The sequence below is a fragment of the Salinarimonas ramus genome, from assembly GCF_014645695.1.
Lineage (GTDB): Bacteria > Pseudomonadota > Alphaproteobacteria > Rhizobiales > Beijerinckiaceae > Salinarimonas > Salinarimonas ramus.
Genome location: NZ_BMMF01000006.1, coordinates 251,162 through 269,515 on the forward strand (window position 1 = coordinate 251,162; position 18,354 = coordinate 269,515).

Genomic DNA, 18,354 nt, shown 5'->3' on the forward strand with positions numbered 1-18,354 from the left:
AGCGCGGCATCGCGCGCAAGCCGTGCGGACACGCGCTTGACCGGCACGCGCCGCCTTCGTACCCGATTGACGAGCCGCCCGGGAGCCGGACCCATGACGATTCCCAACCTCATCAGCGTCTTCCGCCTCTTGATCGTCCCGGTGGTGATCGTCGCCATCCTCGAGGGCGAGTGGCTCGCCGCCTTCGTCCTCTTCCTCGTCGCCGGTATCTCCGACGGCCTCGACGGCTGGATCGCCCGGCGCTTCGACATGCGCTCCGAGCTCGGCGCCGTGATCGACCCCCTGGCCGACAAGGCGCTCCTCGTCTCGATCTACGTGACCCTCGCGATCGTGGGCGCGATGGAGGAATGGCTCGTCGTCATCGTCGTCTCCCGCGACGTGATGATCGTCCTCGCCTACGTCGTCTCCTGGATCATGGACCGGCCGATCTCCGTGAAGCCGATCTTCGCGTCGAAGGTGAACACGGCGCTCCTCATCACCTATGCCGTCACCGTGCTCGCCTCGAACGCCTTCGCGTTTTCGCTGGGGCCCTTCGACGAGATCCTCTCCGTCGGCATCGCGATCCTGACGGCGTTCACGCTCGCGACCTACCTCGTCGTCTGGCTGAGGCACATGAGCGCGTGAGGCGTGCGCGCCGAACGCGCGCGTGCGTTCGGCCTACGGCTGCGCTAGGAGGAGAGGGCCCGACCCTCCCGGAGACCGCCATGCTCGTCCTGATTCTCGGCCTCGTCCTCTTCCTCGGCACGCACGCCTTCACCATGGCGCGGGGGCCGCGCGCACGGTTGATCGAGCGGCTGGGGGAGGGCGGCTACAAGATCTCCTATTCCATCGCGTCGCTCGTCGGCATCGTGCTCGTGAGCATCGGCTACGGGGAGGCGCGCTACAGCGCCGCGAACGTGCAGATCTGGTCCCCGCCCGCGGGCCTGTCGCACCTGTCGCTTCTCCTGATGGTCTTCGCCGTGATCCTGTTCGTGGCGACCTACCTGCCCGGCCACATCAAGGCGCGGGCGAAGCATCCGATGCTCGCGGCGGTGAAGATCTGGGCGCTGGCCCATCTCCTCGCCAACGGCGATCTCGCCTCGATGATCCTGTTCGTCTCCTTCCTCGCCTGGGCCGTGGTCGCGCGCATCTCGCTCAAGCGTCGCCCGGTCTCGCCGCTGGCGCCGGCACAGGCCGCGGCCGCGAAGCCGGCGGGCTGGCGCAACGACGCGATTGCCGTGGTCGTCGGCCTCGTCGCCTACGTCGCCTTCGCCTTCTGGCTCCACCCGATCCTCATCGGCGTGCCGGTGGTCGGCGGCGGCATGTGAGCCCGCCAGTCACGTGCCGTAGGAGGACGTGAGCGAGCCGAGGAAGCGGTCGGCGTCCTCGCGGATCGCCGCCTTGCGGTCGTCGCTCATCTTCGCGAGCGTGCGGTAGGGCATGGCGATGCGTGGATTGCCGACGAGGCGCGCCTCGTTCTCGATGAGGAAGTTCCAGTAGAGATAATTGAACGGGCAGGCCCGCTCGCCCTCTTTCACCTTGGGCGAGTAGGTGCAGGCGGCGCAATAGTCGCTCATCCTGTCGATATAGGCGCCCGACGCCGCGTAGGGCTTCGAGGCGAGCACCCCGCCGTCGGCATAGAGGATCATGCCGTGGACGTTGGGCAGCTCCACCCATTCGTAGGCGTCGGCATAGACGACGAGGTACCATTCCTCCACCTCGGCCGGGCGCAGGCCCGCGAGGAGGGCGAAATTGCCGAGCACCATCAGCCGCTGGATGTGGTGCGCGTAGGCGTGCCGGCGCGTGTCGCCGACGCATTGGGCGAGGCAGTTCATCTCCGTCTCGCCGGTCCAGTAGAAATCCGGCAGCGGGCGCGTCGCTTCGAGCGCGTTGGTGTCCGCATAGGCGGGCATCTTGAGCCAATAGAGCCCGCGCACGTATTCCCGCCAGCCGATGATCTGGCGGATGAAGCCCTCGACGGCATTCAAGGGCGCGCGGCCCTCCCGCCATTCGCGCTCGGCCGCGACGCAGACCTCTTCCGCCGTGAGGAGCCCGGCGTTCAGGTAGGGCGAAAGGACGGCGTGGAAGAGGAAGGGCTCGCCCGTCTTCATCGCGTCCTGGTAGTCGCCGAAGGTGGGCAGCGCCTCCTCGACGAAAAAACGCAGCGCCTCGAGCGCCTGCGCCCGCGTTACGCCCCAGCCGAAGGGCTCGAGATCGCCGAAATGGTTGCCGAAGCGCCGCGCCACGAGGTCGAGCACCTCGCGCGTGATCGCGTCCGGCTCGAAGCGGCGGCGCGGCGGGACCGTGATCGTCTTGGGCAGGGCCTTGCGGTTCTGCGCGTCGAAATTCCACTGCCCGCCCACGGGCTCGCGGCCCTCCATGAGGAAGCCGGTCTTGCGGCGCATCTCGCGGTAGAAGTACTCCATGCGCAGATGCTTCTTCTCGCCGGCCCAGGCGCCGAACTCCGCCTTCGTGGCGAGGAAGCGGTTGTCCTCGCGGATCTCGACGGGCAGGCCCAGCTCCTCGCGCCAGTCTCGCATCATCTCGAGCACGCGCCATTCGCCGGGTTCGGTCACGACGACCCGCTCGGGGTGGTGGCGTTCGACCGCCCGCGCGAGCTCGGCGCCGAAGGACCCGGCATTCTCCGGGTCGTCGAGGCGCACGTAGTCGACGGTGATCCCCTCGACCCGCAGCGCCTGCGCGAAATGGCGCATGGCGGAAAAGAGGAAGGCGATCTTCTGCTTGTGGTGGCGGACATAGGTCGCCTCCTCGGCGACCTCGACCATGAGGACGACGTCGGTCTCGGCGTCGAGATCGCTCAGCGAGGAGATCGCCCGGGTGAGCTGGTCCCCGAGGAGGAGGCGCAAGGTGCCCATCGACCTGCAGACCTCCCCTTCAGCCCTTGACGCGCAGGGTCGAGCGCCCGCCGTCGACGCCGATGGTCTGCCCGGTGATCCAGCTCGCCTGCGGCGAAAGCAGGAATGCGGCGAGCGCGCCCACGTCCTCGCCCGTGCCGAGGCGCGGGATGGCGTGCATGCCCGCGATCGCCTGCGCCATCGTCGCGTTCGAGGTGATGGGGCGCGCGAGATCCGTGTCGAGGAGCGAGGGCGCCACGCAATTCACGCGCACCTTCGGCGCGAGCTCGGCCGCGAGCGCAAGCGTCAGGCCCTGCACGGCGCCCTTGGCCATGGCGACGCTGGCATGGGCGGAGAAGCCCTGGTTGGCGGCAATCGTCGAGAACAGGACGACGCTCGCCCCGTTCGCCTGCCGGAACGGCTTCAGTGCCGCTTGCACCGCCTGCGCCGCACCGAGCGCGTTGAGGCGGAAATCGGCGAGGAAGTCCTCCTGCGTGAGCTTGCCGAACGGCTTGAGGTTGATCGAGCCCACGGCGTAGACCAGCCCGGCGAGCCCCTCTCCGGCGCTCGCCTCCTCGGTGGCGCGGGCGATGGCGGCGGGATCGCCGACGTCGGCGACGCTGGTCCCCGTCGCGTCCACCTCGCGGGCGACCTCCGCGAGCCGGGCTTCGTCGCGGGCCGCGAGATGGACCCGCCAGCCGGCGGCGGAGAGAGCCCGCGCCGCGGCGGATCCGACGCCCCCGGTGCCGCCCCAGATCAGAACGCGTGCGCTCATCGCCCGAAATTCTCCATCCTCGGTTTCGTTTGCGGCTGCAATTCCGGCCGTGACGCGCTAGCTATGGCGCTGCGCCCGCGCGTAAAGACCGCTTTGCGGGTGGCCGCGGGTCGCAGGTCGCGGATTGCGGGAACGCTCGTGCCGGGCAGGGGAGGGGGACGACGATGCGGTTCGCTTTCGCGGGGATCGATTTCCTCGCCGACGCCTTCCACGGCTTCGTCGCGCAGGGCTGGGAGCCGGTGAAGCTGTTCACGCGCCCCTGCGACGGCGTCCACGACGTCAACGTCGCGATCGTCGGCGAGGCGGCGCGGCGCAAGCTGCCGATCCAGATGTCGCGCATCCGCGCCGCGGACGTCGCGGCGCTGAAGGATCTCGGCTGCGACGCCCTCGTCGTCGCCGGCTATCCCTGGCGCATCCCGGACTGGACGGGGAGCGTCGCCTACGCGTTGAACTTCCACCCCTCGCCGCTGCCGGAGGGGCGCGGACCGTACCCGCTCTACCGCGTCGTCCTCGACGGGCTCGACAGCTGGGGCATGAGCGCCCACGTGCTCGACGCCGAGTTCGACACGGGCCCGATCCTGGCGCGTGAGATCTTTCCCGTCTCCCCGCAGGAGCGCCACGAGACGCTGCTCGCCCGCTGCCAGATGGCCACGGGGCGCCTCGCGCGCGCGATCGCCGCCGACATCGAGGGCGCCTTCGCACGCGCCGAGCCGCAGGGGGAGGGGAGCTACTTTCCGAGAGCCAGCGACGCCGATCGCACGTTGGACTTCACGAGGCCGATCGAGGCGCTGATGCGTCAGGTGCGCGCCTTCGGGCCCATCGAGACCATGGCGAAGGTCGGCCCGAGCGAGATCCATGTCGGCGAGGCGTACGCCATCGAGGCCGCCCACGACCACGAGCCTGGACGCGTGGTGCACCAGTACCGCCGCGTCCTCACGATCGCGGCGAAGGACGGCTACGTCGTCATCACCCGCTGGAGCCCGGTCTCGCTCACCGCCGCGCAGTACTTCGGGCGGTGACGGGTCGCGCAGGGGATGAACGCCGCCGCTCCCGCGCCATCTCTCCCTCCACGACCCCGACCGACCCGCCGCCCGAGACCCCTCCTCATGCCGCGCATGCGCCGCAAGGCCGATCTTCCGACCAAGACCTGCGCCGCCTGCGGCCGGCCCTTCGCCTGGCGCAAGAAGTGGGAGCGTGTCTGGGGGGAGGTGCGCTATTGCTCCGATCGCTGCCGGAGCGAGGGACGCGCGCGCTCGCGCGACCCCGTCCCGGAGAGCGGCGGCGTCACTCCGCGATCGCGATCCTGAGGGAGGCCGCGCGCTCGTCCTCCGCCTGCTTGAGCAGCGCGCGCGCCTCGTCCGCCTCGCGCTGACGGTTCCACATGGCGGCGTAGACGCCCTCCGCGGCGAGGAGCTGCGCGTGCGAGCCGCGCTCGACGATCTCGCCCTTGTCGAGGACGATGATCTCGTCGGCGCCCACCACCGTCGAGAGGCGGTGCGCGATGACGAGCGTCGTGCGTCCGCGGCTCACACGGTCGAGCGCGTCCTGGATCTCCTTCTCGGTGAAGGAGTCGAGCGCGGACGTCGCCTCGTCGAGGAGCAGGATCGGCGGGCTCTTGAGGATGGTGCGGGCGATGGCGACGCGCTGCTTCTCGCCGCCCGAGAGCTTGAGGCCGCGCTCGCCCACCGGCGTGTCGTAGCCCTCCGGCAGGCTTTCCACGAAGCGGTCGATCTGGGCGAGGCGGGCGGCCTCGCGGACCTCCTCCTCGCTCGCGTCCCAGCGGCCGTAGCGGATGTTGTAGCCGATCGTGTCGTTGAACAGCACCGTGTCCTGCGGGACCATGCCGATGGCCGAGCGCAGGCTCTCCTGCGTCACCGCGGCGATGTCCTGCCCGTCCACGAGGATGCGCCCACCCTGCGGCTCGTAGAAGCGGAAGAGCAGCCGCGAGATCGTCGACTTGCCCGCGCCCGAGGGACCGACGATGGCGATCGTCCTGCCGGCGGGCACCGTGAAGGAGATACCCTTCAGGATCGGCCGGTCCGGATTGTAGGAGAAGCGTACGTCCTCGAAGGCGACGGCGGCGTCCCCCACCGCGAGCGGCTTGGCGTCCGGCCTGTCCTGGATCTCGGGGTCGCGGTCGAGGATCGCGAACATGTCGGAGATGTCGATGAGCGCCTGCTTGATCTCGCGATAGACCATGCCCATGAAGTTCAACGGGATGAAGAGCTGGATCAGCATGGCGTTGACCAGCACGAAGTCGCCGATCGACGCCGATCCCGCCAGGATGTCGCGCACGGCGAGGATCATCACCGTGGTCATGCCGATGGTGAAGATGATCGCCTGCCCGCCGTTGAGGAAGGCGAGCGAGGTGTAGGTCTGCACCGAGGCGCGCTCGTAGCCCTCCATGGAGCGGTCGTAGCGCGCCATCTCTCGCTTCTCGGCGCCGAAATACTTCACCGTCTCGAAGTTGAGCAGCGCGTCGATCGCCTTGGTGTTGGCGTCGGTGTCGCTCTCGTTCATCCGCTTTCGGATGGCGATGCGCCATTTCGTGGCCTGGTAGGTGAAGGCGAGATAGGCCGTCACCATCGCGAGCACCACGGCGGAATAGATCAGGTTGAACTCCCAGGCGAGGATGACGAGCACCAGCACGAGCTCGACGATCGTCGGCACCAGGGTGAGGATCATCAGCCGCGTCAGCTCCTCGATGCCGTTTCGCCCGCGCTCGAGCACGCGGGTGAGCCCGCCCGTCTTTCGCTCGAGATGGAAGCGAAGGGACAGCGAGTGCAGGTGCGAGAAGAGCTGCGAGGCCATCTTGCGCACGGCGTGCATCGCGACCTTGGCGAAGACGCCGTCGCGCATCTGGGTGAGCACCGCCATCAGCACCCGCGAGAGACCGTAGAGGACGGTGAGCAGGATCGGCGCGCCGAACAGCCAGGCCCAGGCCTCGCCGCCGGGTGTGTCGGTCGCGTCGGAGGCGCCCGTCACGGCGACGAGCGCGTCCGTCGCCCACTTGAAGGTGAAGGGCGTGACCATGGTCACGCCCTTGGCGAGGATCAGCAGCCCGAAGGCGATGTAGATGCGTCGCTGCAGGTCCGGGCGCCCGTGGGGCCACAGATAGGGCCAGAGGCGCGAGAAGGTGGCGACGAGGCTTGCTTCCTCGCGGCCGGCGGCGGCGGAGGATTGGGCGTCTGGGGGCATGAGGCTGCTTCGATCGATTCCAGGGTGCCGCCTCTATATGGCAGCTCGGGCAGGTAAATCACCCCCCGTCCGACGACGCCCTCATCCCGTGAAGCGCTCGCGCAGCGCCGTCTTCTGGATCTTGCCCGTCGCCGTGTGCGGGATCTCCTCCACGAACACGATCCGGTCCGGTAATTGCCACTTGGCGAGCCGTGCCGCGAGATGCGCGCGGATGCCGGCCTCGTCGGGCTCCACGCCCGCCCGGGGCACGACGACGAGGAGCGGGCGCTCGCCCCATTTCTCGTCGGGCACGCCGATGGCCGCCGCCTCGGCGACATGGGGATGGCCGACCGCGAGGTTCTCGAGCTCGATCGAGGAGATCCACTCGCCGCCGGACTTGATCACGTCCTTCGAGCGATCGACGACCTGCATGTTGCCGAAGCGGTCGATGGTCGCGACGTCGCCCGTGTCGAAATAGCCGTCGGCGTCGAGGATCGGCTCCTCGCGCCGGAAATAGGCCTTTGCGATCGCGGGCCCGCGCACCTTCAGGCGCCCGAAGGCCGTGCCGTCCCAGGGCAGCGCGCGCCCCTCGTCGTCCTCGATCCGCATCTCGATGCCGAAGAAGGCGTGGCCGGCGCGCTCCTTGACGTCGAGCCAGGCGTCCGCGTCGAGATCGCCGTAATCGGGCTTGAGCGAGCAGACGGTGCCGAGCGGGCTCATCTCCGTCATGCCCCAGGCGTGCATCACCTCGACGCCGTAGCGATCCCGGAAGGCCTGCGTCACCGCCCGCGGGCAGGCGGAGCCGCCGATGACGACGCGATCGAGATCGGGAAGCGTCGTCCCCGTGGCTTCGAGATGCTGGAGGAGCGCGAACCAGACGGTGGGCACCGCGGCGCTGATGGAGACACGCTCCGACACGAGGAGCTCGGCGAGGGAGGCGCCGTCGAGCTTCGGCCCCGGCATCACCAGCGTCGCGCCCACCATGGGCGCCGAGAAGCCGAAGGACCAGCCGTTGGCGTGGAAGAGCGGCACGACCGGCATCGCGACGTCGCGCGAGGAGAGGCCGAGCGCGTCGCGCTGGTTCGCCGTCATGGCGTGGAGCACGTTGGAGCGGTGGGAATAGAGTACGCCCTTGGGCTCGCCCGTCGTGCCGGACGTGTAGCACAGGCCCGCGGCCGCGTTCTCGTCGAGCGTCGCCCAGGCGAAATCGTCGTCGGCCTCGGCCAGCCAGTCCTCGTAGGCGACGGCCTCGCGCAGGGTCGTCTCCGGCATGTGCGCGCCGTCGGTGAGGACGACGAAGCGCCGGATGGCGGGCAGCCGCTCCTGCAGGCGCTCCATCAAGGGCACGAAGGTGAGGTCGAGGAAGAGGAGGCGGTCCTCCGCGTGGCTCGCGATGTAGACGATCTGGTCCTCGAAGAGCCGCGGGTTGAGCGTGTGGTAGACCGCACCGATGCCGGTGATCGCGTACCAGGTCTCGAGATGGCGCGCGGTGTTCCAGGCGAGCGTCGCGACGCGATCGCCCTCGCGGATGCCCTCGCGGGCGAGGCGCTTGGCGAGGCGCAGCGCCCTGTCACGGATCTCGGCGTAGGTCGTGCGCACGATCGGCCCCTCGACCGAGCGCGAGACCACCGCCCGGCCGCCGTGCTGGAGGGCGGCGTGGTCGATGATCTTGTGGATCAGCAGAGGCCAGTCCTGCATCAGGCCGTGCATGGCGTTCTCCCTCGGGCGCGCCCTGTGGCCGGGCGTTCGAGGAGAGGGTACCGCGTCTTCCCGCGAGAGCAATCGATGCGACGTGCTCCCGTTGGCGGCGACCGTCGGTGGACGCCGTCTTCTGTCGGCTTCACATCGTCATCGCGTGGGCGGGATAGCCGCCCTCGTCGAGGGCGGCGGCGATCTCGAGCGCTTGCGCTGTCGTGAGGATGCGTGCGCGGCCGTGCTCGAGATCTACCGCGACCTCCGCTCGCGGATCGACCCGCTCGACGATCCGGCGCACGGCCTTGGTGCACCCCTCGCAGCTCATGCCCTCCACGTTCATCAGGAGCTCGTGGCGCTCGTCCATGGGAAATCCTCCGTCTTCGTCTCCCGCGACAACGCCGGCGGCGGCTGCGACGTTCGCCCGCGGGGCGCGGGCGGGCGAAAGCGGGTCGATCTCGGGGGATAGTCGAACGAAAATATTGAACGTGCGGGAATTATTCGGTTCTGTCGTAACGAGGACGCCCGTCCGGCTCGTCGGAGGCCGCATGCGGAGCGAAGAAGGCGCGCCCGGCCCGGTTTCGGCGCGGGCGCGGGCGAGAGACGAGGCGAGAGTGGAACGGCGACGCCCCCGCGCGAACGAGCGACGCCGAGCGCCGGGCGCGGCGCTCGCGGCCGGCATCGCGGCGCTGGGCGCGGCGCTCCTCGCGCTCGCCGGTGCCATCGCCGCCGGTGCGGGCGTGGCGCTCGCCATGGCGCTGACGCTCGCCGCCGCGGGCCTCGCGCTCGCAGGCGGCGCGCTCGTCCTGGCGCGGCGCGCCCGGACCACGGCCGAGAAGGCCTCCTCCGATCTCGACTTCCTCGCCCGCCGTCTGCTGCGGGTCGAATCGCGCCTCGCCGAGGCCGAGCGCCGCAAGGGCGGCGACGAGGACGTGCGCGGCGCCGTCGCCGAGGTATCGGGCGAGATCGCGCTGATCAGCGGCCTGCTGCGCGACATCGCCGGCACCGTCGCGGGGCACGATCGCACGCTCACCGAGATCATCGAGGCGCAGGCCGCGCTGGCGCAGGACGAGAGCCCCGAGCCGGAGCGCTACGAGCCGCTGCGCGGGGCGCCGCCTCCGCCGCCGGCTCCGGAGCCCGCGGCTTGGGCTCCGCCGCCGCGCTTCGCGCCGGTGCTCGAGCCGGAGCCCGAGTTCGATCCTCTGCCGGAACCCGATCATCTGCCGGAGCCGGAGCCCGCACCCGCGCCCCGCGTCTTCACCCCGCAGCCGCTGCATCGCGCCGCCCACGAGCCGTTGTTCGAGGAGGAGGTCGCGCCGCCCGCACCCGAGCCCGCGCTCGACCGGTACGCGCAGGCGGTGCTCCGCGCGCTGCGTGAGGACCGCATGGAGATCCACCTCCAGCCGGTGGTCTCGCTGCCCCAGCGCAAGACGCGCTTCTACGAGGCGCTGGCGCGGCTGCGCCTCGACGACGACAGCCTCGTCATGCCCGACGCCTTCCTGCCCGCCATCACCCGTGCGGGCCTCACGGCGGAGCTCGACGGCAAGGTCGCCGCGCGCGCGGCGGCGATCGCGCGCCATCTCGTCAATCGCGGCTCGGACGCCTTCGTCACCCTCGACCTCGCGCAGGAATCGCTCGTCGCGCCGGGCTTCCTGCGGGCGTTGGGACGGATCCTCGAGGCCTATCCGGACGTCGCGGGGCGCCTCGCCTTCGAGATCGCGCAGCGCTCCTGGCGCATGCTCGACGCCGAGGCGAGCGGCGCGCTCGACGCCCTGCGCTCCAAGGGCGCGCTCTTCGTGCTCGACCGGGCGAGCGACCTGCGGGTCGACGCGCTCGGCCTCGCCGATCGCGGCGTGCGCTACGTGAAGCTGCCGTCCGCGCTCATCCTCGGCCACGCGGAGCGTCCCGCACCCGGGCTCGACGTCGCCGTGAGCGACCTGTCCGCGGTGCTCTCGCGCGCGGGCATCAAGCTCGTGGCGGAAGCCGTGGAGCGGGAGGAGGACGTGCCGGACCTCATCGACCTCGACGTGCCGCTGGCGCAGGGCCTCGTCTTCGGCGGCCCGCGGGCCGTGCGCTCGGACCTGATCGGCGGCCCGCCCCCCGGACGCGGCGGCGAGCCCGCGGGCACGCGCCCGCGCACACAGGACGGCGGCGCGCCGACCGCTCGGGCGGTCCCGCCGCGTGCACCCGCGCCGGCCCCCGGCATCTCCGCGCGCTATGCGGACGATCCGCCGCCGCAGGAGCCGAAGCGCCCCTATCGCGCGACACTGCGCCGGGCGGGCTGACGCCCGGCGCCTTGATCAGGCCGCGACGCCGACGCCGAGCTTCTTCTGCAGGCTCGACGAGGAGGTGGTGTACTGGAAGGTCAGCCGCTTGTCGGGGTGGACGTAGCGGTGGATGCGCTGCGCCGCGAGCGCGCCCTCGTGGAAGCCCGAGAGGATGAGCTTCAGCTTGCCCGGATAGGTGTTGATGTCGCCGATGGCGAAGATGCCCGGCGTCGAGGTCTCGAACTTCTCGGTGTCGACCGGGATCAGCTGCTCGTCGAGGTTCAGACCCCAATCGGCTATGGGCCCGAGCTTCATCGTGAGCCCGAAGAAGGGGAGGAGCACGTCGCAGGGGATCTCGAAGGTCGAGCCGTCGTCGCGCCGGGCGATGACGGCCTCGAGCTTCGGCGCCGTGCCCTTCAGGCCCTGGATCTGGCCCAGATGCATGTCCATCTCGCCGGCGGCGACGAGGGCGCGCATCTTGTTGACGGTGTCCGGGGCGGCGCGGAAGGCGTCGCGACGATGCATCAGCGTGAGGCGCTCGGCCACCGGCTGGAGGTTCACCGTCCAGTCGAGCGCCGAATCGCCGCCGCCGACGACGAGCACGCGCTTGCCGCGGAAGGCCTCGATGCGGCGCACGGCATAGAGCACCCCCTCGCCCTCGTAGGCCTCGATGTCCGGGACCGGCGGCTTCTTGGGCTGGAAGGAGCCGCCGCCGGCGGCGATGACGATCGCCTTGCAGTCGAAGACCGTGCCGGCATCCGTGGTGAGCTTGAAGCGCGGCGCCTCGTGCGTGCCGAGCGTCTCCACCGCCGCCACCATCTCGTTGAGGTGGAAGGTGGGGCCGAAGGGCTCGATCTGCTTCATCAGGTTGTCGATGAGGCCCTGGCCCGTCACCGTCGGGAAGCCGGGGATGTCGTAGATGGGCTTTTCGGGATAGAGCTCGGCGCATTGGCCGCCGATCTTGGGCAGGATGTCCACGAGATGGGCCTTGATGTCGAGAAGGCCCAGTTCGAACACGGCGAAGAGGCCCACAGGCCCCGCGCCCACGATCACGACGTCCGTCTCGATGGTCTCGCTCATGCTCTCGTCCCGTTCGGTGGTCCCGTACGATGGTCCCGTGCCGGCCGTTGCTCGGCCATCCGGGCTTTGGCCTTCCGGCGCCTCGTGACTACATCTAGGGGAACGTCTCCCCGGATGTCACCTTCGAGCGGACGCTTGCGCCGGGACGCGTCGTCGCGCGCGTCGGGGCCCGCCTCCGCTTCACCATGCCTCGCAGCAGAGGATAGCACATGCGTACTGCAGATTGCGACATTCTCCTCGTCCCCGGTCTCGGCGGGTCCGGTCCGGACCATTGGCAGGCGCGCTGGGAGCGCAGCCTGACGACGGCGCGCATCGTGCCCCAGGAGGACTGGGACGCCCCCGATCTCGACGCCTGGGCGGCGCGGGTGGAGGACGCCGTCGCCTGCGCGACGCGGCCCGTGGTGCTCGTCGCCCATTCGCTCGGCAATCACGTGGTCGCGACGGCCGCGCCCCGGCTCGAGGGGCGCATCGCCGGCGCCTACCTCGTCGCGCCGCCGGATCTGCACGATGCCGAGCGCATGCCCGAGATCCTGCGCGACATGACGATACCGGACGTGGCGCTGCCGTTCGCGAGCCTCGTCGTCGCCAGCCGCACCGATCCCTATTGCGCCTTCGAGCGGGCGGAGGCGATCGCCGGCAGCTGGGGCGCGCCCGTGGTGGACGCCGGAGAATCGGGCCATCTCAACGCCGAATCGGGTCACGGGCCGTGGCCGGAGGGGCTGATGCGGTTCGCGGGCTTCCTCAAGCGGCTGTGACGCGCACGATCGGGGACGCGGCGCGCATCTGCGGAGCTGCGCCTCGGCATCGTCGGGCGTGGACAGGAACGACGGGGCGGGCTTCGATCGGGGCGAAAGGACACAATGCATCATGAGCACCGACGCGCGCATCCTCGTCGTCAACCCCAACAGCAACGAGGCCGTGACCGCGGGCCTCGCCGAGGCGCTGGCCGGCTACGTCCTGCCCGGCGGCCCGCGGATCGACTGCGTGACGCTGCGCGAGGGGCCCTTCAACATCGAGACGCAGGCGGACATCGAGAGCGTCGTCCTGCCGCTCGCGCGCCTCGTCGCGCACGAGAAGCCGACGGCGACGGTGATCGCCTGCTTCTCCGATCCGGGCGTCCAGGGCTGCCGGGAGGCGACGCGCGGCCCGGTCTTCGGCATGCGCGAAGCCGGCATCCTCGCCGCGCTGGCGCGGGCGGACCGCTTCGGCATCATCGCCGTGCAGACCCGCTCGATCCGCCGCCATCTGCGCGCGGTGCGCGAGATCGGCGTCACCGATCGTCTCGCGGGCGACCGGGCGCTGGAGATCACCGTGGCCGATGCCGCCGCGGACGATCGCGCCTTCGCCCGCCTCGTGGAGGTCGGGCGCACCCTGCGCGACATCGACGGCGCCGAGGCGCTCGTTCTCGGCTGCGCCGGCATGGCGCGTCACCGCGCTCCGCTGGAGGCGGAGCTCGGCGTGCCGATCATCGAGCCGGTCCAGGCGGCGGTCGGGATGGCGCTCGGCGCGATCCTCGCGCGCTGAGCGCGCGAGGAAGAGGCGCTGCCGCTCAGGAGAGCAGGCTGCGGCGATGGTCGATCATCGTACGGATCATCTGCAGGGCGAGCTTGCGCTCGCTCTCCTCGAGCAGGACCGCCGCATCGAGGATGTCGGTGATGTGTCGCTCCTTGAGGTAGTACAGCCCGCGCACCTCCTCCGCGCTGAGCGTGATCTCGCGAGGCTTCTTGCGGGTGGGGGCGGACAGAGTCTCGTTGGTCGCCATGGGGTCGCTCTCTCGGGAAAAGGTCGTTTCGTGCTTTTCGTCAGCTCTGGCGCGACGACAGGCGCAGGGCCGCCTCGTCCGTCGCGAGGCCGGTCCGGCGCAGGACCGAGCCCTTCAGGCCCGCAAGCCGTGAGACGCGCGCCAGCGTCTCCTCGCGCACCAGGATCTCCACGGCCAGGCAGTCCTGCCCCTCGATCTCGACCGGCAGGCCGAGAGGGCGCGTGACGAAGCCGGCCTGCTGCCAACGGGGCAGCCACCACATCTCGACGACGGCGGTCATCGCGCTGATGCCCTCGTCGAGGCAATATTCCATGACGGCGGCGAGCATCATGCAGTCGGTCCGCCCGAAGCGCCGCTCCTTGGCGACGAAGTAGCGCGTCACCTCGACGATGTCGGGGCCGACGGGCAGGTCGCGCTGGACGAGGTGGGAGAACACCTCCGACATCATGTGCGGGCGCGTGGAGGGATAGAGCCGCTGACCGCCGACCACCCTGTCGCCGTCCACGGCGATCAGGTAGGTCGCCGCCTCGTCGTCGAACTGGTCGATCTCGCGCCCGTCCGGCCGGGCGAGGTCGCGCCAGCCGCGTTCCTCGACGAAGACCTGATGACGCAAGCGGTAGGTCTGCTCGAGCAGATCCTCGAATAGATGTGAATTGGAGCTGTTGATTATCTGAACGTGTGCCATCCTGGCCCCCGCGCCTCGATCGAACTGCGGGGAAGATGGGCTAATTCGCGCTAGGATAGAATTGTAGGAAATGACAGGGTCATAGAGAGATGTATCGATAGTGCAGAGCCCGCGCTACGGCTTGCGTCTTGTTCGCGGCGTCGAGCTTCTGGCACGCATTCGCGACATGAGCCGTCACCGTACGTTCCGTTATGCCCAAGCGTTGTGCAATCGCGGGTGCCGACAGACCTTGCGCGGAATGGGCGAGGACCTCGCGCTCTCGCGGCGACAGCAGCGTATCGGGAAGCGTCCCGCCGGAGATCTGCCGACCCCGGTCGAAGGCGTAGAGCGCCATCAGGTGGATCGCGGGCTTCGTGCGGGGCGAGAGGTCGACCTCCTTGCCGCTGAGCGAGATGCAGGCGTCGTAGCCGTTGATGCCGTGGATCGGCACGCAGAAGCCCTGCTCCATGCGGTAGTCGCGCGCCCGCCGCATGACCTCGACGGCCCCCGGATCGCTGTCCGCATCGAACGGCGCCTCGCCCCATTCGAAGGGCTTCACCGTCTGGCGGCAATGGCGAATGACGGGATCGTGGTCCGCGTAGGACTTGCGCGTATAGAGCTCGAACCACTGGTCCGGGAGGTGGTGGATCAGGATCGCCTTGCGCATGGACTGGCCGGGGCGCGGCAGGCTCGTGATCACGAAGTTCTCGAAGCCGAAGACGCCGAGCGCCCTGTGCATCTCGCCCAGCAGCGCCTCGGGCGTGTCGGCGTTCTCGATCGCCTCCACGAAAGCGAAGGCGTCCTTGGCGAAATCAATCTTTCTCGACGTCACCGACGCCTCCTCCGACGATCCACAGACCCGACGCGAACGTGCGAACGGCACGTCCTTCCCCCCGCGCAGGCGAACCATGCGCAATTCCTCGCGGCGCATCAATACCGTAAGCGGCACAGCCGTCACGATGCTTGATCTTGCAGCGATCCTGGGAGGAGACGTGATCTATGCGGCAACTCTGCGGCGATCGAGATGCGACCTGTACGATAGTGCCTCGGCGACATGCACCCTGGCTACTCGCGCTGTGCCGTCGAGATCGGCGAGCGTTCGCGCAACGCGCAGGACGCGATGATAGCCGCGGGCGGAGAGCTTCATCGTCTGCGCCGCGTCGCGCACGAGGGCGAGCCCGTCGCGATCGGGCCCGGCGACGTCCTCCAGCATCGCCGCCGGGCACGACGCGTTGGTGGTGCTGGCCGGCAGGCCGAGATCGGCGAAGCGGGCGCTCTGCACGGCACGCGCCGCCGCGACCCGCGTCGCCACCTGCGCCGAGCCTTCCGCCGGCGGAGGGAGAATCAGGTCGGCGGCGGTGACGGCGGGCACCTCGATCGTCAGGTCGACGCGGTCGAGCAGCGGGCCCGAGAGCCGCGCCTGGTATTGCGCCATGCAGCGCTCGTTGGGCCCGCGCCGGCAGGCGTAGCCGGGCTCCGTCGCCTGCCCGCAGCGGCAGGGGTTCATGGCGGCCACGAGCTGGAAGCGCGCGGGATAGGTGCAGCGGGCGTTGGCGCGGGCGATCATCACCTCCCCGGATTCGAGGGGCTGGCGCAGGCTGTCGAGCGTCTGGGGCTGGAACTCCGGCAGCTCGTCGAGGAAGAGCACCCCGCGATGGGCGAGCGACACCTCTCCCGGGCGCGCGGTGACCCCGCCTCCGACGAGGGCCGCGGTGGACGCGGAATGGTGGGGCGCGCGAAACGGGCGCCGGTCGGAGAGCTTGCCCTCCTCGATCAGCCCGGCGACGGAATGGACCATCGACACCTCGAGCAGCTCGCGGGGCGAGAGCGCGGGCAGGATCGAGGGCAGGCGCTGGGCGAGCATGGACTTGCCGGCGCCGGGCGGGCCGGACATGAGCAGATTGTGCCCGCCCGCCGCAGCGATCTCGAGCACGCGCTTGGCGCTCTCCTGGCCCTTGATCTCGCGCAGGTCCGGCAGGTCACCCGCCCGCGCGGCGATCGCGGGGACCGGGCGCGAGAGCACCTGCGTTCCCTTGAAGTGATTGGCGAGCTGGATGAGGTTCTCGGGCGCGATCACCTCGATCTCCTCGGACGCCCACGCCGCCTCCGGGCCGCAGGCTTTCGGGCAGATGAGCCCGCGCCCGCGCCCGTGCGCGGCGATCGCCGCCGGCAGCACGCCCGCCACCGCCGTGATCGAGCCGTCGAGGGCGAGCTCACCGAGCACGGTATAGCCCTCGAGCGCGTCCATCGGGATCGCGCCGAGAGCGGCCATGAGGCCGAGCGCGATGGGCAGGTCGAAATGGCTGCCCTCCTTGGGCGTGTCCGCCGGCGCCAGATTGACGGTGATGCGTTTGGACGGCAGCGACAGCCCCGACGAGATCAGCGCGGAGCGCACGCGCTCGCGGCTCTCGCCCACCGCCTTGTCCGGCAGCCCCACGACGTTGAACTTCATGTCGCCGGGGATGATCTGCACCTGCACGTCGACGGCCTTCGCCTCGACGCCCTCGAAGGAGACGGTGGAGACGCGGGTGACCATGGTGCGACCTCGGGAACGGAAGACGGCGGAGCGCTCCCGGCCAAGGTTGCATAGGGGTGATCGGATGACAAGCGTGGAGGTTAAGTAAGGACCGCAATCGCAACTTCTACTGCTGGTCGTCCGTTTCTGCCCATGCTCGGCCGGCCCCAACCAGCCGACGCACCTCCGGTGGTAGCGCGAAGGCCCCCACGTGGACGTCGGGCGCCCAGTAGCGCGTCGCGAGCCCCGTCGCTCGCGCCCGCGAGGCGATCGTCCGCACGTCGCCGGGCACGAGATCGGCGTTCGAGGCGAAGCCGAGCGCGATCGGCCCGCCGGTATAGGTCGGTACCGACGCCAGATAGAGCGTCGCGTGCTCGAAGAGCGAGCCGAGCAGCGCCTGCGCCGCCGCCACTTGGTCGCCCTGGAAAAAGGGCACGCCCGCCTGCGTCACCAGCACGCCGCCGGGGACGAGGCAGCGTGCGCAGTCGCGGTAGAAACCCTCCCCGAAGAGCGCGGCCGCGGGTCCTACGGGATCGGTCGAGTCGACGACGATCACGTCGTAGCGCCTGTCCGTGTCGCGGACGTAGGCGAGCCCGTCGCCGACGACGATCTCCGCAAGCGGATGGTCGAAGGCCCCGGCGCTCACGAAAGGCAGGTGCGTGCGCGCCGTCTCGATGACGCGCGCGTCGATCTCGACGAGGGTGACGCGCACGTCCTCGTGGCGCAGCGCCTCGCGCAGGACGCCGCCGTCGCCACCGCCGATCACCAGCACCTCGCGGACCGCGCCGTGCGCGAGGATCGGCACGTGCGCGATCATCTCGTGATAGACGTGGTGGTCGCGCTCCGTGAGCTGCACGATCCCGTCGAGCGCGAGCACGCGCCCGAAGGAGGCATTGTCGAAGACGACGAGCTCCTGGTGCTCGGTCTTCTCGTAATGCACCAGCCGGTCGACCCGAAAGACCTGCCCCCAGCCGTCGTGAATCGCCTCGGTGAAGCTCAGCACGGGATCATTCCGCGCTTGTGCTCGGCGAGCTGGATCCGCGCCGGCGAGAACGCCTCGCGCAGCACCTTCACCGCCTCGTGGGGCCGCGCGTCGCCGCACATGAAGATGTCGATGGCGGCGTAGGCGCGCTCGGGCCAGGTGTGGATCGAGATGTGGCTCTCCGCCAGCACTGCGACCCCCGAGATCCCGCCATTGGGCGTGAAATGGTGCAGATCGATGTTGAGCAGCGTCGCCCCCGCGGCCTCCGTGGCGCGCCGCAGCGCGTCCTCCACCGCCGGCAGGTCGTCGAGGCGCGAGGCCTCCCACAGGTCGACGATGAGGTGCGTGCCCGCGAAAAGCAGGCCGTCCTTCTCGACGAAGTGGTCGAGCGACTGGTCGTGCCGGGTGACGTCCGGCGTCGTCGCGACGGCCACGGCGGTCGTGCTCGTGTCGATCTCGCCCCGCTCCGCAGCGGATTTGCGATCGTTGCTCACCTCGTTGGATCGAACACCTGCGTCATGCAGGGTGAAGTCCATCCCCAATTCGGCGAGGCGGGCGTCTTTGCGCATCCCGTGCCCCTCCAAGACCAGCAGATGAACCCAGCCA

General features: G+C 70.1%; 19 protein-coding genes. 7 read left to right on the top strand and 12 right to left on the bottom strand.

Annotated elements, in window-relative coordinates:
• Positions 1-93 precede the first annotated feature (93 nt).
• Together IEX89_RS12280 and IEX89_RS12285 are read left to right on the top strand one after the other, a co-directional pair.
• A complete protein-coding gene (locus tag IEX89_RS12280; protein ID WP_188913300.1) occupies positions 94-624 on the top strand; it encodes a CDP-alcohol phosphatidyltransferase family protein in 531 nt (176 codons plus the stop codon).
• An 80-nt stretch (positions 625-704) separates the two neighbouring features.
• Positions 705-1,307, top strand: a complete 603-nt coding sequence (locus tag IEX89_RS12285; RefSeq protein WP_188913302.1) for an NnrU family protein — start codon at positions 705-707, stop codon at positions 1,305-1,307.
• Positions 1,308-1,316: 9 nt separating this feature from the next.
• Here IEX89_RS12285 and IEX89_RS12290 read toward each other — a convergent pair whose 3' ends face one another.
• Both IEX89_RS12290 and IEX89_RS12295 read right to left on the bottom strand, forming a co-directional pair.
• On the bottom strand, positions 1,317-2,855 hold the full coding sequence (locus IEX89_RS12290) for a cryptochrome/photolyase family protein (RefSeq protein ID WP_188913304.1): 1,539 nt from the start codon (positions 2,853-2,855) through the stop codon (positions 1,317-1,319).
• Positions 2,856-2,874: 19 nt separating this feature from the next.
• Positions 2,875-3,609 (bottom strand): SDR family NAD(P)-dependent oxidoreductase, encoded by a 735-nt coding sequence (locus IEX89_RS12295; protein WP_188913306.1) that lies wholly within the window; start codon positions 3,607-3,609, stop codon positions 2,875-2,877.
• A 164-nt stretch (positions 3,610-3,773) separates the two neighbouring features.
• Between IEX89_RS12295 and IEX89_RS12300 the strand changes: the two genes are divergently transcribed.
• Complete coding sequence (locus IEX89_RS12300) at positions 3,774-4,628, top strand: methionyl-tRNA formyltransferase (protein ID WP_188913308.1); 855 nt, start codon at positions 3,774-3,776, stop codon at positions 4,626-4,628.
• A gap of 87 nt (positions 4,629-4,715) precedes the next feature.
• Complete coding sequence (locus IEX89_RS12305; protein WP_188913310.1) at positions 4,716-4,916, top strand: DUF2256 domain-containing protein; 201 nt, start codon at positions 4,716-4,718, stop codon at positions 4,914-4,916.
• Here the strand turns inward: IEX89_RS12305 and IEX89_RS12310 are convergent.
• The 3 genes from IEX89_RS12310 to IEX89_RS12320 all read right to left on the bottom strand — a co-directional run bounded on the left by IEX89_RS12310 (position 4,894) and on the right by IEX89_RS12320 (position 8,845).
• On the bottom strand, positions 4,894-6,807 hold the full coding sequence (locus tag IEX89_RS12310; RefSeq protein WP_188913313.1) for an ABCB family ABC transporter ATP-binding protein/permease: 1,914 nt from the start codon (positions 6,805-6,807) through the stop codon (positions 4,894-4,896). The genes IEX89_RS12305 and IEX89_RS12310 overlap by 23 nt on opposite strands.
• A gap of 81 nt (positions 6,808-6,888) precedes the next feature.
• Positions 6,889-8,496 carry a long-chain-fatty-acid--CoA ligase gene (locus IEX89_RS12315; RefSeq protein ID WP_188913315.1) on the bottom strand — a complete coding sequence of 536 codons (1,608 nt, stop codon included), beginning with the start codon at positions 8,494-8,496 and terminating at the stop codon, positions 6,889-6,891.
• 130 nt (positions 8,497-8,626) lie between these two features.
• Positions 8,627-8,845: a heavy-metal-associated domain-containing protein gene (locus tag IEX89_RS12320; protein ID WP_188913316.1), complete on the bottom strand. Its 219-nt coding sequence runs from the start codon at positions 8,843-8,845 to the stop codon at positions 8,627-8,629.
• Positions 8,846-9,092: 247 nt separating this feature from the next.
• Between IEX89_RS12320 and IEX89_RS12325 the strand changes: the two genes are divergently transcribed.
• Complete coding sequence (locus IEX89_RS12325; RefSeq protein ID WP_188913318.1) at positions 9,093-10,763, top strand: EAL domain-containing protein; 1,671 nt, start codon at positions 9,093-9,095, stop codon at positions 10,761-10,763.
• Positions 10,764-10,778: 15 nt separating this feature from the next.
• Here the strand turns inward: IEX89_RS12325 and IEX89_RS12330 are convergent, their stop codons facing one another.
• Positions 10,779-11,825 carry an NAD(P)/FAD-dependent oxidoreductase gene (locus tag IEX89_RS12330; protein ID WP_188913320.1) on the bottom strand — a complete coding sequence of 349 codons (1,047 nt, stop codon included), beginning with the start codon at positions 11,823-11,825 and terminating at the stop codon, positions 10,779-10,781.
• A 209-nt stretch (positions 11,826-12,034) separates the two neighbouring features.
• Between IEX89_RS12330 and IEX89_RS12335 the strand changes: the two genes are divergently transcribed.
• Together IEX89_RS12335 and IEX89_RS12340 are read left to right on the top strand one after the other, a co-directional pair.
• Positions 12,035-12,580, top strand: a complete 546-nt coding sequence (locus tag IEX89_RS12335; protein ID WP_188913322.1) for an RBBP9/YdeN family alpha/beta hydrolase — start codon at positions 12,035-12,037, stop codon at positions 12,578-12,580.
• Between the two features lie 112 nt (positions 12,581-12,692).
• A complete protein-coding gene (locus IEX89_RS12340; RefSeq protein ID WP_188913324.1) occupies positions 12,693-13,349 on the top strand; it encodes an aspartate/glutamate racemase family protein in 657 nt (218 codons plus the stop codon).
• A 25-nt stretch (positions 13,350-13,374) separates the two neighbouring features.
• Here IEX89_RS12340 and IEX89_RS12345 read toward each other — a convergent pair whose 3' ends face one another.
• From IEX89_RS12345 to speD, 6 genes are all read right to left on the bottom strand, one after another.
• A complete protein-coding gene (locus IEX89_RS12345; protein WP_188913326.1) occupies positions 13,375-13,587 on the bottom strand; it encodes a hypothetical protein in 213 nt (70 codons plus the stop codon).
• Between the two features lie 40 nt (positions 13,588-13,627).
• Complete coding sequence (locus IEX89_RS12350) at positions 13,628-14,272, bottom strand: acyl-homoserine-lactone synthase (protein WP_188913328.1); 645 nt, start codon at positions 14,270-14,272, stop codon at positions 13,628-13,630.
• Between the two features lie 79 nt (positions 14,273-14,351).
• Complete coding sequence (locus IEX89_RS12355) at positions 14,352-15,083, bottom strand: helix-turn-helix transcriptional regulator (protein ID WP_244645336.1); 732 nt, start codon at positions 15,081-15,083, stop codon at positions 14,352-14,354.
• A gap of 165 nt (positions 15,084-15,248) precedes the next feature.
• A complete protein-coding gene (locus tag IEX89_RS12360; RefSeq protein WP_188913332.1) occupies positions 15,249-16,787 on the bottom strand; it encodes a YifB family Mg chelatase-like AAA ATPase in 1,539 nt (512 codons plus the stop codon).
• Positions 16,788-16,893: 106 nt separating this feature from the next.
• Positions 16,894-17,769 carry a polyamine aminopropyltransferase gene (gene speE, locus IEX89_RS12365; protein WP_188913334.1) on the bottom strand — a complete coding sequence of 292 codons (876 nt, stop codon included), beginning with the start codon at positions 17,767-17,769 and terminating at the stop codon, positions 16,894-16,896.
• The gene (speD, locus tag IEX89_RS12370; protein WP_373290577.1) at positions 17,763-18,242 is read right to left on the bottom strand and encodes an adenosylmethionine decarboxylase; all 480 of its coding nucleotides are present in this window, start codon (positions 18,240-18,242) and stop codon (positions 17,763-17,765) included. The genes speE and speD overlap by 7 nt, the downstream gene beginning before the upstream one ends.
• Between the last annotated feature and the right edge of the window lie 112 nt (positions 18,243-18,354).